Consider the following 15,777-nt stretch of genomic DNA (forward strand, 5'->3'; position numbering starts at 1 on the left):
CGAAGCTAGTTTTCCATGTAAGTTCTGTTATCTGCTTTCTGCGCCTAGTAAAGCCCTTTCAAGATTGGCATTATCTAGGTTAGCTCCCTGTAAATTAGCCCCTTCAAGATTGGCATTATCTAGATCAGCTCCTTGTAAATTAGCCCCTTCAAGATTGGCATTTCTTAGGTCAGCCCCTTGTAGTGAGGCCCCTTCAAGGTTTGAATTTTTTAGATTAGCGTCTTTTAGGTTGGCTTCGTCTAAGTTGGCACCCACAAGTCTAGCGCTCTCTAGGTTGGCTATTTTTAGGTTTGCTTGGGACAAGTTAGCTCCCTCCAGATTAGCATCCACAAGGATTGCCTCGGAGAGGTCCGCACCCTGAATCACCGCGTTCTTGAGGTTAGCGGACCGCAAAATACCATCTGTTAGGTTTGCTTGCTCTAGGTCACAGTTTTCCATATTCGCACGATACAGATCGGCTCCTTGGAGTTGAGCATATGCTATTTGCGAACCGGAGAGATCTGCGTGCATCAATACTGAGTGGTTAAAGTTTGAAAAATTAAGAATAGTCTTTGACAAGTTTGCTCGGATCAACAGTCCTCCCGAAAAATCTGTATCACCAAGTACTCCTCCAGAAAGGTTCGCATAAGAAAGGTCAGCTTCATACATAAACGTACCGACCATCCAAGGTGCGGTCTTATCTTTACCAAGAAAGTCAATGCCTTTCAGCATTTGCAAACCACTGTCGATCCGAAGCCCTCCTCCAAACACCATACGCTCAACAAGGCTTCGCGCTGCGAATTGGTTTCCTCTCCAATCGATAAGAGCAAAAGGCTCTTCAGCCGGAACTGCAAGTGTTGCAGCACTATAGCATGCCATCAAAGAAATCTCTGAATTTCTCTGCTTCTTTTCAAGTGATCTCCAAGTATCTCCATCAGATACAGGCACCATCACCCCATCATGAATAGAAATTGTCATTAAATCTGCTAATATTTTCTGTTTTTCTTCCTCATATTTCCCTTCCCATGCCAAGAGAACGTGCCGCCTCAGGAAAATCAATATCTCTCTTGTGACCGGTGAGAAACTCGTTAACCTAGCCCACCTTTGCAGTGCATCACTATAGAACTGTGGTTTAAACTCACATAATATCTCTTCGACAGCTCGCCACAACGCACGTGCGACCAAATATTCGCCAAAACTACGATGACTAAACTCAAACCCCTTTCCGCCGTTGTCTGATGTTCTTAAATAAAATGTTAACGCTAAATTCTTGTAATCTTCCTTTTGATCATTACAAAACTCTTCCCACACGGACTGGGCATTCAAGACGGTAAGTACGTTGAGAAAGTCCTTTTCTGAAGCAACTCGACTTTCACCGGACCACCATGCAGCTATGGCAATCGCCTCCATTAAACGATCATATTGATCCTCGTCGAGCTCAGCTTGAACACCAACTGCCCCCCCTCCCCAAAGACGCTGATAGATATCGCGGAATAGTTTGTCATAAACACGGTTCGGGTTTATCGCAGCATCTTCCCAATTGTCATTCGTATAACCCGACATTGCCAAGAGATAGCACAATAGTGGTTCCGCACTGAGTTCCTCTAAGTTACTCGACTGCAACGCCTCTGGCACTTCCTCTGATTGTCCAGTCGCAATTGCGTAACGCTTCCACCATACCGGTCGTTGATCTTGGTACAGCGGGTCCTCAGGCTCGCTTCCATTTCCCTGAAGCGGAAGAAAACCCAATACTTCAACTGCATCTTGCTCAGCAATTTTCTTTTTTAACCTGTCTTTTGTGATCTTAACGATCGGCTCCCTGCCAGTTATTACTGCCATTGCGCCACATGCATTGGGCACACCGAGAGCTTTGAGAACCTTATCAACTTCTTCTAATACCTCTCTGGCAAGGTTATCGGCAGCCAACCCCGGCATTGCTAGTTCATCAAGACCATCAAAGATGAGGCAGAATGGCCGGTTAACGTCAGCCTGCCTGTAGTCGATTGGCGACGAGCTGAACACTTTAGCTTCCGCTACCAATAGACGAGATACCTCATCCACTAGTTCATTAGAGAGGTCAACATGCTCAAGCGGCACAAAAATTGGTCGAATGTCCTCATGATCCGCGAGTACTGATGCAAGCCTTCTGCCAAAGCTCGACTTACCAGATCCTGGTCCACCATAAATAAGTCTTATTGGTCGCCTGATGTCACGCTCAGAAATCCAATCTAATGTCGATCGCTCAAGGTCGACAATATTGTTGAGTATCTCGTTTGAGGAGCTGACCTCAGTCCAACAACCGCGCAACGGGACGTAGAGTTGCGATAACGAGATACGAGTATCTCTTTGACCAAATACCGGAGCGACATTAAATGCATATCTCAATTGCGCTCTGTACTGTTCCCACTCTCGTTCCATAGCATTTGCTGAAGCGGCTGGGTTATCGAGCCCATCCTTCAAGGGGTCAAAACTTCCACCACTATCGCGGAGAACTTCATAAACTCCTTGATTGAAAGCTGCGTCCAGTTTTGCCCCCAGCACCGTGGGGTCGGGTTCGATATCTCTTCGTACGTGTGCGAGAAGCTCAACAATAGATGTTCTTATTTCTTGATATAACGGTAACGAGACAGGTTTGTGAAAGAATGAGCTATTGATTGAGTAATCGCCTTTCTCGATCTTTTCAGAGGTTCCCTTCAGGAGATTCCGTGTCTCTTTCAATGCTTGTCCCTGCTCTTCCTCAGACAGATCTGCGGAAATTTGCTCTATTGCCCAAGCTAGAGAAACAAATACAAGAGCTCGAGCACGCTCAGCGTCACCGACCTCGACCTTAAATGAACTTAGGGTGGTAGAAACGGCAGCTGCGATTGTATTGACACCCTCGTTTGCGCCAAAAAAAGTAGCGAACCCACGAACCGCCACCTCGGCAACCCCTGAGACCAACTGGCTCCACTCGATTGCAATCTTTGGATTGCTTCCCTTTATCTTCTGTCCGCTCTCGCCAACTGCCACACCATCACCTCAGCTGTAAGCTCTATTAGAAACCACTAAGGCAAACAGTAGCATTCATTATCTGTTTCTCAAGCACTTTGATACTCTCTAAAGTAGAAAATTGGAAAAGTGCCTTTCGCTTAAATATCAAAACCGCATTAACAATCGGAGTTTCTCAGACGAGACCATGCTAATGAGAAGATAAATTACTAAGCATCTGAAGCACGTTGCGCGCTTAAGATCGCATTGATTGATGCAAGTTCATCAACCGTGTTTGCATTGGCAAACAGGCCCGGCTGATCTGATCGTTCGTCATAGAAAAGCTCTGCGGCGTTTAGCGCATCAAGCGGCCCGCGTACGCGGCGCTTCCCGTCTGCCAGTAATTTGGCAATCACAGGTGCTGCATTCCGGTGCCAAGCCGAAGACAGATAATGATCGCGTCCTGCGTGATTGACATAGGCGGCCTTGGCACCCTTTTTCAGTGCTGCGTCAATCAACTCGATGGCCATGCGGCCCGGCACCACCGGGCAATCCACCGGATAGGTGACAAGCCAATCGATGCCGTCTGGCAAGGCATTAAGCCCGCCCAAAACGCCGCCCAATGGCCCCTGCCCGGCTTCGGGCAAATCACCGATAACGGGCACACCAAAATTGGCGAATGCACCGGCATCGTCATTTGATGAAATCATCACCTGATCGCATTGCCGTGCGGCCCGCATAACCGCAAGCTCGATCAGGGGTTTTCCGGCGATCTCGCGAAATGGCTTATCCCCGCCCATGCGTTTGCCCTCCCCCCCGGCCAGAACAAGACCAAGGGTCGGCACAGATGGCTTTTGCGGATCACGGGGTGCTTCAGACATGGGATCGGACCTTGGAAATTCGGGGGCAGATCAGATAATGATCCATCATAGCGCAGTTGGCATTCCCGCGCATCAGAAGCCTTGCCACCAAGGCATATCTGATCGGCGCTCAGAGCACGCAGATACGTCATTTTGACATTGTTGCATGACATCGCATTGGCTAGAATTCGCATCACACATCGCGGCTTGCCGCCCGATTGCCGGACGACCGGTGATCGTTATAGGACGTATGGGGACGGCCCCTTTAAAAGGAGGCCGACCATGGCCTGGATTGCATTGATCATTGCCGGTGTTTTGGAAGTTTGCTGGGCATCTGGCCTGAAATATTCCGAAGGTTTCACCAAACCCGTTCCCACCATCTTTACCCTTGTCACCATGGCAGGCAGCTTCTGGCTTTTGGCCCTTGCCATGCGCACCATTCCACTCGGCACGGCATACGCCATCTGGACCGGCATTGGCGCGGTTGGTGCGGTTATCTTTGGCATCGTCATGCTGGGAGAAGCCGCCAGCATCGGACGCCTGATCGCGATCTGCATGATCCTTGGCGGGATCATCTTGCTGAAACTGTTCAGCCCCGCCTGAGTTTGGATTTGATCTCGAAGCAAAACAGGGCAGCCAATGGCTGCCCTGTTTTCGTTCGAAGTAGTCTCGATCAATTGACCAGCACACCTGCCTCGATTTGTTTTGCAACGGCCTTGCCAAGGATGGCGTGTTCCTCGGCGGTGAAATGAATGCCATCGACACCGCTGGTACCAATGACACTTCCCGCATCAAAGACCGGCACATTGGCAAGCTTGGCCGCACGATTAAATGCATCGGCAAATTGTTGGGAGATTTCAACACCACCCGCCATGTTGGCTGAAAGCGGGGTTTTGGAAATGTCACCCATCGGCGGCGGTGTCACCAACAGCACCTTTGGCGTGCCATAAGTGGTCAAAACCCCGCCATTGATGTTGCGCACGATATCCACCAAATGCATCGCTCCTTGCGCCACCTGATCGGCATTACGATCAAACTGCGCCTGCGCGTCATTGGTGCCCAGCATCACGACGACCAGATCAAGCGGCAGGTTCTTGGCCAGAACCTCCGGCAGGTCCTTGGCACCATTGAAGTCTTCGGCCGCCAACGCGCCCAGATCCTCACCGAAATCCAGATCGGTCGTGCGGCCGTTCAGCCCATCAACAATCACGGTATAGTCTTCGCCAAGGGCGGTTGCCATGACGCCGGCCCACCGTTCGTCATCGCCAAACCGTTCAACAGGGAACGCCTCCAGTTTTGCCTTCCAGCCCCAGCTGTTTGAATTGCCAAACACCAGAATGCGCTTTGCGTCATCGGCATGGGCAGAAGCCCCACCCAATAGCCCGGCGCACAGCGCCATTGCGCCCAACCAGATCGTTGATTTCCCAAACATCATCCAAACTCCATGCTTTGTGCGGATCTTCCGCGAAACTGAATGACGACAGCCTATGACCTGAGCTATGGTGAAACAATCTACGCAATACTGAATTATTTACTGAAATATTTTCATCAATGATGAATGAGAACATCAGCGATCTGGCGGCCTTCTGCGCCATTATCGAACTGGGCAGCTTTCGCGCCGCTGCCAAGCAATTGCGCGTGACACCCTCTGCACTCAGCCACCGCATCAAAAACCTTGAAGACAGCCTGCAAGTCCGGTTGTTAAACCGCACCACGCGCAGTGTCGCGCCAACTGATGCGGGCCGCGCACTTTATGATCGGGTCAGTCCGGCCATGCGCGAGATGAGCGGTGCGTTGCAAAGTCTTGATGATTATCGATCCGGCCCGACCGGCACATTGCGGCTTAATGTTCCGGCCAATGCCGCGCGTGTGGTGCTTGCCCCGGCCATCGCCGGTTTTTGTCGCGATAATCCCAATGTTCGCCTTGAGATCATTGAAAATGATGGTTTCGTCGATATCGTCGCCGGGGGATTTGATGCCGGTATCCGGTTTGAAGAAACACTGGCACCAGGCATGACCGCCATTCGCCTTGGCCCTTCGATCCGCCCGATGGTGATCGCAAGCCCGGATTACCTCAAACGCCATGGCACGCCCATGAACCCGAATGATCTGGCCAATCATAACTGCATCAATCTGCTGTTTCCCGGCGGCAAGCTTGCACCATGGGACTTCACTGATGGCGAGAACCATTTCGTTTTGGCAAATAACGGCAATCTGACCGTAAGCTCAACGCAGATGATGCTTGATGCGGTCAGGAACGGGATCGGCATTGGCCAGAAGATGCAAGGCAGTGCCGATGATGCCATCGAGCGCGGCGAGATTGTCCCGATCCTTGAAGACTGGATGCCCGATTACGGCCAGTTCTGGATTTACTATCCCAAACGCACCTACCTGCCATCCGCCCTTCGTGCCTTCATCAATTCGGTCCGCGCCTTTCACGGGCAAACCGGCACCTGAAACAAGAAATGCCGCCCCGAAGGACGGCATTTCAAGGTCAGGTACATATCGGGTCGATCAAACGCCAGCCGGAATACCGCTGCGTTCAACCTTGCGCGGGGATGTGATTTCTTTCCATTTGGAAAGGGCTTTGTTCACCGCCGGATAAGGTTCGCGGGCAATGAATTCGCCGTCGCCGCATTTTGCAATAACCACACCTTCTTCGGCAGCAATCCGGCCACGGCTGATCGTGTAACGCGGAAGACCGGTCACCTCGATACCTTCGAACACGTTGTAATCGATCGAGGATTGCTGATGTTCTGCCGTGATGGTTTTTGATGCCTTCGGATCCCAGACAACAAGGTCGGCATCTGCCCCGACAAGGATCGCACCCTTGCGCGGATAGATATTGAGGATCTTGGCAATGTTGGTCGAAGTGGCGGCTACGAATTCGTTCGGGGTCAGACGACCGGTGCCAACACCATAGGTCCAAAGAAGCGGCATGCGGTCTTCAAGACCGCCCGTACCGTTCGGGATTTTGGTGAAATCGCCAACGCCCATGCGTTTCTGTTCGGTCGTAAACGCGCAATGGTCGGTCGCAACAACCTGCAGGCTGCCCGACGCCAGACCATTCCAAAGGCCATCCTGATGTTCTTTGCTGCGGAACGGCGGGGACATGACGCGACGTGCGGCATGGTCCCAATCGGTGTTTTTATATTCGCTGTCATCAAGGATCAGGTGCTGGATCAGCGGTTCGCCAAAGACGCGCTTGCCATTGGCACGCGCACGGCGGATAGCTTCATGGGCCGGTTCGCACGATACGTGAACGATATAAAGCGGCACCTTGGCCATATCGGCAATCATGATCGCACGGTTGCATGCTTCACCCTCAACATCAACAGGACGGGAATATGCATGGGCTTCCGGACCGTTATTGCCCTCGGCCAGCAATTTCTGCTGAAGGGTTGCGACCACGTCGCCATTTTCGGCATGAACAAGCGGCATCGCGCCCAGATCAGCACAGCGCGAGAAGGACGCGAACATCTCGTCATCATCAACCATCAAAGCACCCTTATAGGCCATGAAGTGCTTGAAGGTGTTGATGCCTTTTTCCTCGACAACGATTTTCATCTCGTCAAAGACCTGCTCGCTCCACCAGGTGATGGCCATGTGGAAGGAATAATCACAAACGGCTTTGGAGGATTTGTTATCCCAGGCCTGAAGCGCTTCAAGCAGCGACTGGTTCGGGGCAGGAAGGCAGAAATCGACCACCATGGTCGTGCCACCGGCAACTGCCGCCTTGGTGCCGCTTTCAAAATCGTCTTCGGAATAGGTGCCCATGAAAGGCATTTCCATATGGGTGTGCGGATCGATCCCGCCGGGCATCACATAGCAGCCGTCGGCGTCAATCACCTTGTCCCCGGTCAGATTATCGCCAATCGCGGCGATCTTGCCGTCTTCGATCAGGATATCGGATTTGTAAGTCAGATCGGCGGTAACGATCGTTCCGCCACGAATAACCATGGACATGGGTGGCTCCTTGTCTGTCTGAGGGCTGAAAAGTTGCGGGCCATCCCGGCATTTCACCCGTTCCCCGACCAAAATCGGGACTTCTGAATTCGCATTTATTCGGGAGGTAAATCTGTCTGGCGGGACCAAAGTCACCGCCAGACAGTCAAGATCGGATTACATCGACGCCTTGTCGGTCACAGCCGAGGTCCATGCACCTTCCGGTTTTTTGGTGATCACCGGATCGGAACCACCAGACAGAAGGCTGTCAACGGTGCGCTCGTAAGCCGCTTCATCAAGGGCCGGGCCATCACCCAGCAGCTTGGCGATTTCGCTCATCATGCGGACCTGATGTTTTTCGGTCTGTGCACCGGTCAGGTCGTTATCAAGAACGATCATTGCGGCTTCTTCCGGGTTTTCCTTTGCCCACATCCAACCCTTCATGCTGGCATCGACAAAGCGCGCCATCTTGTCGACAAAGGCCTCATCCTTGAGGTTGTCTTCAAGAACATAAAGGCCGTCTTCAAGGGTCGCGACACCCTGGTCTTCGTATTTGAAGACCTTGAGCTCATCTTCGGAAAGACCGGCATCAATGACCTGCCAATATTCGTTATAGGTCATGGTCGATACGCAATCGGCCTGCTTCTGAAGCAGCGGATCAACGTTAAAGCCCTGTTTCAGGACGGTCACACCAGCATCACCACCATCGGTCGGGATGCCCAGTTTCGACATCCAGCTCAGGAACGGATATTCGTTACCAAAGAACCAGACACCAAGGGTACGACCCGGGAAGTCTTCCGGGCTTTCAATCCCGGTTTCCTTACGACAGGTCAGCATCATGCCCGATTTGGCAAATGGCTGTGCGATATTGACCAGCGGCACACCCTTTTCGCGCGATGCAAGGGCTGATGGCATCCAGTCAATGATCACGTCTGCACCACCACCGGCAATCACCTGCGGCGGGGCAATATCCGGACCACCCGGATTGATGGTCACATCAAGATCGGCTTCCTCGTAGAAACCTTTATCGAGTGCCACATAGTAACCGGCAAACTGGGCCTGTGTGACCCATTTAAGCTGCAGGGTTACTTCGTCTGCTGCCATCGCCGAGAGCGATGTCAGACCGAAACTCAACCCTAATGCAGTCGCAAACAATTTCTTCATTCGTCGATGTCTCCTCAGGTTGTAGTCAAGTCCTCCCGGTGGGCCGTCTTTGATTGTGCCTTTAATGGCGACGTACCCGAAAAGATGGATGCCATGACGTCGCTTTTCTTTCGATATAAGCCACGGCTCCATAGAAGGCGGTACCCGCAAGGGCCGCCAAAGCGATCTCTGCCCAAACCATGTCGATATTCATGCGTCCCACCTCGGTCGAGATGCGGAAGCCCATACCAACAATCGGGGTGCCGAAGAACTCGGCAACGATTGCGCCGATCAGCGCAAGCGTGGAATTGATTTTAAGCGCGTTGAAAATAAACGGCATGGCGGCTGGCAAACGCAACCGGAAAAGGGTCGACCAATAGCCTGACGCATAGGTCGCCATCAGATCCTTCTCAAGCTTGCCTGCGGCATTAAGCCCGGTCACGGTGTTCACCAGCATCGGGAAGAAGGTCATGATCACAATGACAGCCGCCTTTGACTGCCAGTCAAAGCCAAACCACATCACCATGATCGGCGCGACACCAATGATCGGAAGGGCCGAGACCATATTGCCCAGCGGCAAAAGACCCCGCTTGAGGAACGGCACACGATCAACCGCAATCGCCATGATAAAGGCCGATCCACAGCCCAGCACATAGCCGCTCAGAACCGCCTTGATAAAGGTCTGATGGAAATCAGCTGCCATGATGTCGGTTGATGTCACAAACCGCGCACCGATCATGCTGGGCGGCGGCAACAGAACCTGTGGCACGCCAAAGCCCGATACGACCACTTCCCAGACAAACAGAAGCCACACACCAAAGGCGACCGGCACAATGATGTTTGCGGTTTGCTGTTTGGCGGTCTCAAGGCTTTTGTAATTGGCAATCACATCAATCCCGCGCCAGACAAATGCCCAAAGCGAAATGATGAACAACCAGAATCCGGTCCCGGCATACCCCGCAACCCCGTAATCATAAAGGGTGCTGGTCGCCTGCCAGGCGCCAAAGACGGCAACAGCCAGAATGACGATTGCACTGATCACGGAGCGCACACCAAGCCAGGTAAAAGCAGCCCCGGAAATCACGCAAAGCGCCATGGCAATGGCAAGACCGGGAATATCGCCAACAAAGGCAACTTGCTTGCCGGTATCGGCATCAATGCCCGCAAGCGGGAAGATCAAAGCCAGAAGGGCCGTAATCGCCGCGACCAGACAGAATTTATCAAGCTTCATCTCGGTCATGGCTTTACCCCCATCCGGGCAAGAACCCTGCGCTCACACCAGCCAACAATCACCACCATCATGGCCGCGACAAAGGCCGCGGTCAGAAGCGCTGACCAGATTTGAATGGTTTGCCCGTAATAGGACCCGGCCAGCAAACGCGCACCAAGGCCTGCCTGCGCACCGGTTGGCAATTCACCAACAATCGCGCCCACCAGACTGATCGCAATCGCGACCTTCAGGCTGGCAAACAGATAGGGCATGGCGGACGGCAAACGAAGTTGCCAGAAGGTCTGCCATTTCGAGGCATTATAGGTCCGCATCAGATCAAGCTGGATGGTTTGCGGCGAGCGTAGACCTTTGACCATGCTGATCGTGACCGGGAAGAAGCAAAGATAGGTCGAAATGACTGCCTTTGGCACCAAACCCTTGATGCCAATCGCGCCCAGAACAACAATGATCATTGGCGCAATGGCAAGGATCGGAATGGTTTGCGATGAAATCACCCATGGCATCAGGCTTTTCTCAAGCGTCATGACATGGACAATGCCAACCGCCAGAACAATGCCCAACAGCGCGCCGATCCCAAAACCAAGCAAGGTGGAGGAAAGCGTCACCCAGCTATGATATACCAGCGACCGCTTTGAGGTGATCTTGATGGCGAAGATGGTTTTATACATCTCCTCAAACACCTGATGCGGGGCCGGCAGGATCGGGCGTTCCTGTGCCAAAGTGTCTTCGATCAGCTGGCCTGTGGTCCAGGTCTGACCGGCACGTTCATATTTATCAATCTGGATCGGCGCATTCATGAAAACTGCACCGACATACCAGACCACGAAAAGCGCGATCAGAACCACGCAGACCGGGCCAGCTTGCCCCGACATCATGCGCGACCAGATCGACGGTCCGGCAAGGGACCCGGTCATGGCGGCAGAATTACTCGTCATTGCTATGCCCCGCACGCAGTCCTTCACGAACACGATGCGCGATTTCAAGGAATTCCGGCGTCTCGCGGATATCAAGACCACGGTCTTTCGGGAAATCGGTTTCGATCACATCAATGATGCGGCCCGGGCGCGGTGACATGACGACAATCTTGGTCGACAGATACACCGCTTCGGGGATCGAGTGGGTCACAAAGGCAACCGTCTTGTTGGTGCGCGCCCAAAGCTTCAAAAGCTGTTCATTGAGGTGATCACGGACAATCTCGTCCAAGGCACCAAACGGCTCATCCATCAACAACAGATCGGCATCAAACGACAGCGCACGGGCAATCGACGCACGCTGCTGCATGCCACCCGACAGCTGCCATGGGAATTTCTTTTCAAACCCGTTGAGCTCAACAAGTTTCAGCGCGTCATGGGCACGCTTGATGCGTTCTTCCTTGGAGATTTCCATAATCTCCAGCGGCAGGGTCACGTTGCGTTCAATCGAGCGCCACGGCAACAAGGCAGGTGCCTGAAACACATAGCCATAAGCGCGCTGTTCGCGGGCCTGCTGCGGCGAAACGCCATTGATTGAAATATCGCCGCCTGTGGCGCGCTCAAGATCGGCAATCACGCGCAAAAGCGTGGTCTTCCCGCAGCCCGACGGGCCGATAAAGGAAACAAAATCGCCTTCATTGATCGTCAGATCAACGTCAGAAAGCGCGTAAACCGGACCGTCTGCCGTTTGAAACGTCAGCGATAGCTTTTTGATGTCAACAACTGCGTTTTTTGATGCGGGCATCTCAGCAACATTATTGACGACTTGTTTTAGCGTCATGGGGTATCCCCTGATCGTATGTCTCTCATCACCAGAAAAAGAGATTTCTGGCAGAACTTTACGGAAGCCTCCCTCAGGGACGTTGCCCTGAACCTTGCCAACATTTGATCAGGTGCCGTTTGGCCCTGCCCGGTCATTGCCGGGATCGCGGGATCATGGCCCGCTTAGGTCGGTCAAAGCAAAACGACGAGCAGGTTTACCCCGCTCGCCGGTATCATGAATTCAGTTTCCGTCCGTCAGGCGTGTATAGGTCGAAGGACGACGGTCGCGGAAGAATTGCCAGTTATTGCGGATTTCACGGACCATCGACATGTCCATGTCATGCACCAGCAATTCATCATTATCACGCGATGCCTGTGCTTCGATTTCGCCGCGCGGATTGACGAAATAGCTCTGACCATAAAACTCGCCAATATCCCATGGCTGTTCGCGGCCGACCCGATTGATCGCACCAATGAAGCACCCATTGGCAACCGCCGATGCAGGCTGTTCAAGTTTCCAGATATATTCGGAAACACCAGCCACCGTTGCCGACGGGTTGACGATATATTCCGCACCGTTCAATGCCAGTGCGCGCCAGCCTTCGGGGAAGTGGCGGTCATAACAGATATAGACGCCAAGCTTGCAATATTGCGTCTCAAAGACCGGCCAGTTCGATGCGCCCGGCTTGAAGAAGAATTTCTCCCAGAAACCGGCGACATGGGGGATGTGGGTTTTGCGGTATTTCCCAAGATAGGTACCATCGGCATCGATCACGGCAGCGGTGTTGTAATACACACCAGTGATGTCTTCCTCATAGATCGGAACAACGATCACCATCTTGTATTTGGCTGCAAGTTCACACATCAGCTGTGTTGTCGGGCCATCGGGGATTTTTTCCGCCGCGGCGTACCATTTCTTGTCCTGGCTGGGACAGAAATACGGCTGGGTGAATACTTCCTGAAAACACAGGACCTGCACACCTTTTTTGCCCGCCTCTTCGATATAGGGCAGATGCGCCTCGATCATGGCCTTGCGGATTTCTTCGGGGGACTGATCGGTTGAACCCTTAAGGCTCATTTGAATCAGGCCACCTCTCAGCATCGACATCCGAGATACCTCCTTGATCTGATATTTTATGTCCTTGCCACTTCTGTGGTCTGACGGACTTATGCCCTTTCGCGCCCCAAGAACCCTGTTTGTTTTTATTCGGGTCCATTCCCAGACGGGACGCGATCAGAAAAATCGCGAAACAGATGTTTCCTCCATGGCGTTGCAGAACCGTATGTTTTTTTGTCAGTTCAGCAAGCCAGTTGTTCCCTGCTGGCATAACCCGGCAGGGAACGAAATCCTGATCTTAATCGATCTCTTTAAGCACTTCGCGCAGCGTGCCAAACAGCTGATCAATATGTGATTTTTCAATGATCAGCGGCGGCGACAACGCAATGATATCACCCGTCGTGCGGATCAGAATGCCTTTCTCAAATGCCTTGAGGAACGCACTGAATGCACGCTTGGTCGGGAATCCTTCAATTGGCTGAAGTTCGATCGCGCCAATCAGACCAAGGTTACGAACATCCTTGACCAGCGGCAGATCAATCAGGCTGTGAACCGCGTCTTCCCAATACTGGCCCAGATCCTGCCCCTTGGTGTAAAGACCTTCTTCTTCATAGGTCTCAAGGGTCGCAAGCGCTGCCGCACAGGCAACCGGGCTACCGGAATAGGTATAGCCGTGGAACAGCTCGATCATGTTTTCCGGGCCGTTCATGAAGGCATCATGAATGTCATCGGTCGCAAACACCGCACCCATCGGGATGGTCCCGTTGGTCAGGCCCTTTGCGGTCGTAACAAGGTCCGGCTGAACGCCAAAGTAATCAACTGCGAACGGTGCGCCAAGGCGACCAAAACCGGTGATAACCTCATCAAAGATCAGCAAGATGCCATGCTTGGTGCAGATCTCGCGCAGGCGTTCCAGATAACCCTTCGGCGGGATCAGAACACCGGTCGAACCAGCAACCGGCTCGACAATCACGGCAGCGATGGTTGACGGATCATGCAGCGCGCAGATGCGCTCAAGATCATCAGCCAGGAACGCGCCATGTTCCGGCATCCCACGGGTAACACCGTTTTCTTCCGGCAGATAGGTGTGACGCATATGGTCAACACCGCCCAGCATCTGGCCAAAGGTTTTACGGTTGCCCGAAATACCACCGACGGAAATACCGCCAAAGTTCACGCCATGATAACCGCGCTCGCGGCCAATCAGGCGGGTACGCTGACCATCGCCGCGTGCACGGTGATAGGCGAGCGCGATCTTAAGCGCGGTCTCGACCGATTCAGAACCGGAGTTGGTATAGAAAATGTGATTAAGGTTGCCCGGCATAAGCTGTGCGAGACGGCTGGCAAGCTCGAACGCCTTGGGGTGGCCCATCTGGAAGGCCGGGGCATAATCCAGCTCGTCCATCTGTGCCTTGACGGCCTCAACGATTTTCGGACGCTTGTGACCGGCGTTACAGCACCAAAGGCCTGCGGTCCCATCCAGAATATCGCGGTTGTCGTCGGTTTTATAGATCATGCCTTCAGCAGCAACCAGCATACGCGGGGTCTGCTTGAACTGGCGGTTTGCCGTGAACGGCATCCAGAACGCCGAAAGGTCGTTTGGACGGCTGATTTTCGTGGTGGCTGTCATAAAAGGTCTCCCGTACCTTTTTTATTGCTTCCCTGATACCGGTTCGGGTGGCGGGCACCGCAGTTCCGGCATCTAACATTCATCGTCCCGTATCGTCAGATCGATTTGGCCAAGTGACCAATATGTCGCACATTCCGAGTTTGGGACGGCCCGATTAGCGAGCACGCAAAAATCGTTAGCATGAGACATGCCCATGCACTAGAGCTTTAACACCACCGGGGAATTGTTTCGAATATTCGACCGTCAAACACCATTTAAGCGACCCTGTTTTTTGTTTACGGCGTCTATTTTGTGTTTATCTTTCATCGGTGCTGTTCGATATTTCGGACAAAACCAACTCTTGACCATGGTCAAGAATGACGCGCATAAAAAAGTTTCTTTTGCATATTTAAGGTAGAGGTTATTTTAACCTGACCAAACGGTCAAGATAAATGACACAAATCAGAGAGCGTGAATGACCTCAGTAAAAAGCGGCTCGAAACAGGATAGTCAATTTGGCGCGAAACCCGCAGTAAACGGGGCTCATAAGGCCGCCATCCGTCAGGAAAATGAAGGGCAGATTTTAGCTGCCGCCGAACGGGTTTTCGCCGATTACGGCTTTAAGGGTGCAACAACCGCCCGGATCGCTGAAATCGCCAAAGTGCCCAAGGCCAATGTGCATTACTATTTCAGCACCAAAGAGGCGCTTTATCGCCGGATCATGGAAGATGTCTGTGATCACTGGCTTGAAGCGGCAATGACGTTTGATAACAGTGCCGACCCGGCGGTTATCCTGCGCGGCTATATCGAAGCCAAGATGGATCTGTCACGCGCGCGCCCCTATGGTTCGCGTCTTTGGGCGCATGAAATCATTCGTGGTGCGAAATTCTCGTCTGATTATATCTCCACCACGGTCAAGAACTGGCTTGATAGCCGCGTTGTCGTGATCAAGGGCTGGATCGCCGAGGGCAAGATGGACAATGTCGAGCCCTATTCGCTGATGTATATGATCTTTGCCACCACCCAGCATTACGCCGACTTTGGCCGCCAGATCGAAATTTTCAACGGTGACAAACCGCTCAGCGAAGAACAGTTTGCCGAGGCCAAGGAAAACGTTGTGCGGATTATCCTGAAAGGTGTTGGGTTGAACTAACGAATTTTCTCGTGAAAGTTCGCACATCCACCACTTTCGAATAGTTGCAAGCCTTCTAATGTCGACAAATCTGTAATAGCAGACAGATTTCCCAAGACAG

13 protein-coding genes are annotated in these 15,777 nt (G+C 52.6%); 3 read left to right on the forward strand and 10 right to left on the reverse strand.

Features of this window, described 5'->3' with window-relative positions:
- Positions 1 to 27 precede the first annotated feature (27 nt).
- Together ACMZ66_RS07095 and ACMZ66_RS07100 are read right to left on the reverse strand one after the other, a co-directional pair.
- On the reverse strand, positions 28 to 2,988 hold the full coding sequence (locus ACMZ66_RS07095; RefSeq protein ID WP_416935810.1) for a pentapeptide repeat-containing protein: 2,961 nt from the start codon (positions 2,986 to 2,988) through the stop codon (positions 28 to 30).
- 188 nt (positions 2,989 to 3,176) lie between these two features.
- Positions 3,177 to 3,827 carry an NTP transferase domain-containing protein gene (locus ACMZ66_RS07100; RefSeq protein WP_416935812.1) on the reverse strand — a complete coding sequence of 217 codons (651 nt, stop codon included), beginning with the start codon at positions 3,825 to 3,827 and terminating at the stop codon, positions 3,177 to 3,179.
- A gap of 261 nt (positions 3,828 to 4,088) precedes the next feature.
- On the opposite strand from ACMZ66_RS07100, the gene sugE reads away from it, so the two are divergent.
- Complete coding sequence (gene sugE, locus ACMZ66_RS07105) at positions 4,089 to 4,409, forward strand: quaternary ammonium compound efflux SMR transporter SugE (protein WP_102785273.1); 321 nt, start codon at positions 4,089 to 4,091, stop codon at positions 4,407 to 4,409.
- Between the two features lie 70 nt (positions 4,410 to 4,479).
- Here sugE and ACMZ66_RS07110 read toward each other — a convergent pair whose 3' ends face one another.
- Positions 4,480 to 5,241, reverse strand: a complete 762-nt coding sequence (locus tag ACMZ66_RS07110; RefSeq protein WP_416935814.1) for an SGNH/GDSL hydrolase family protein — start codon at positions 5,239 to 5,241, stop codon at positions 4,480 to 4,482.
- A 116-nt stretch (positions 5,242 to 5,357) separates the two neighbouring features.
- Here ACMZ66_RS07110 and ACMZ66_RS07115 point away from each other — a divergent pair, with 116 nt between their 5' ends.
- Entirely contained in the window at positions 5,358 to 6,263 is a 906-nt protein-coding gene (locus ACMZ66_RS07115; RefSeq protein WP_416935816.1) for a LysR family transcriptional regulator, read from the forward strand.
- A 57-nt stretch (positions 6,264 to 6,320) separates the two neighbouring features.
- Here the strand turns inward: ACMZ66_RS07115 and hydA are convergent, their stop codons facing one another.
- The 7 genes from hydA to ACMZ66_RS07150 all read right to left on the reverse strand — a co-directional run bounded on the left by hydA (position 6,321) and on the right by ACMZ66_RS07150 (position 14,545).
- The gene (hydA, locus tag ACMZ66_RS07120) at positions 6,321 to 7,772 is read right to left on the reverse strand and encodes a dihydropyrimidinase (protein ID WP_416935818.1); all 1,452 of its coding nucleotides are present in this window, start codon (positions 7,770 to 7,772) and stop codon (positions 6,321 to 6,323) included.
- Positions 7,773 to 7,928: 156 nt separating this feature from the next.
- The gene (locus tag ACMZ66_RS07125) at positions 7,929 to 8,915 is read right to left on the reverse strand and encodes an ABC transporter substrate-binding protein (protein WP_416935820.1); all 987 of its coding nucleotides are present in this window, start codon (positions 8,913 to 8,915) and stop codon (positions 7,929 to 7,931) included.
- Positions 8,916 to 8,976: 61 nt separating this feature from the next.
- Positions 8,977 to 10,134, reverse strand: coding sequence for an ABC transporter permease (locus tag ACMZ66_RS07130; protein WP_416935822.1), 1,158 nt, complete (start codon positions 10,132 to 10,134; stop codon positions 8,977 to 8,979).
- Positions 10,131 to 11,060, reverse strand: coding sequence for an ABC transporter permease (locus ACMZ66_RS07135; protein WP_416935824.1), 930 nt, complete (start codon positions 11,058 to 11,060; stop codon positions 10,131 to 10,133). The genes ACMZ66_RS07130 and ACMZ66_RS07135 overlap by 4 nt, the downstream gene beginning before the upstream one ends.
- Positions 11,050 to 11,841 (reverse strand): ABC transporter ATP-binding protein, encoded by a 792-nt coding sequence (locus ACMZ66_RS07140; RefSeq protein ID WP_416936214.1) that lies wholly within the window; start codon positions 11,839 to 11,841, stop codon positions 11,050 to 11,052. The genes ACMZ66_RS07135 and ACMZ66_RS07140 overlap by 11 nt, the downstream gene beginning before the upstream one ends.
- Positions 11,842 to 12,099: 258 nt before the next feature.
- The gene (locus ACMZ66_RS07145; protein ID WP_416935826.1) at positions 12,100 to 12,966 is read right to left on the reverse strand and encodes a nitrilase-related carbon-nitrogen hydrolase; all 867 of its coding nucleotides are present in this window, start codon (positions 12,964 to 12,966) and stop codon (positions 12,100 to 12,102) included.
- Between the two features lie 247 nt (positions 12,967 to 13,213).
- A complete protein-coding gene (locus ACMZ66_RS07150) occupies positions 13,214 to 14,545 on the reverse strand; it encodes an aspartate aminotransferase family protein (RefSeq protein ID WP_416935828.1) in 1,332 nt (443 codons plus the stop codon).
- A gap of 454 nt (positions 14,546 to 14,999) precedes the next feature.
- Between ACMZ66_RS07150 and ACMZ66_RS07155 the strand changes: the two genes are divergently transcribed.
- Entirely contained in the window at positions 15,000 to 15,677 is a 678-nt protein-coding gene (locus tag ACMZ66_RS07155; protein ID WP_416935830.1) for a TetR/AcrR family transcriptional regulator, read from the forward strand.
- The last annotated feature ends 100 nt before the right edge of the window (positions 15,678 to 15,777 follow it).

The organism is Thalassospira sp. (genome assembly GCF_048059015.1).
Lineage (GTDB): Bacteria > Pseudomonadota > Alphaproteobacteria > Rhodospirillales > Thalassospiraceae > Thalassospira.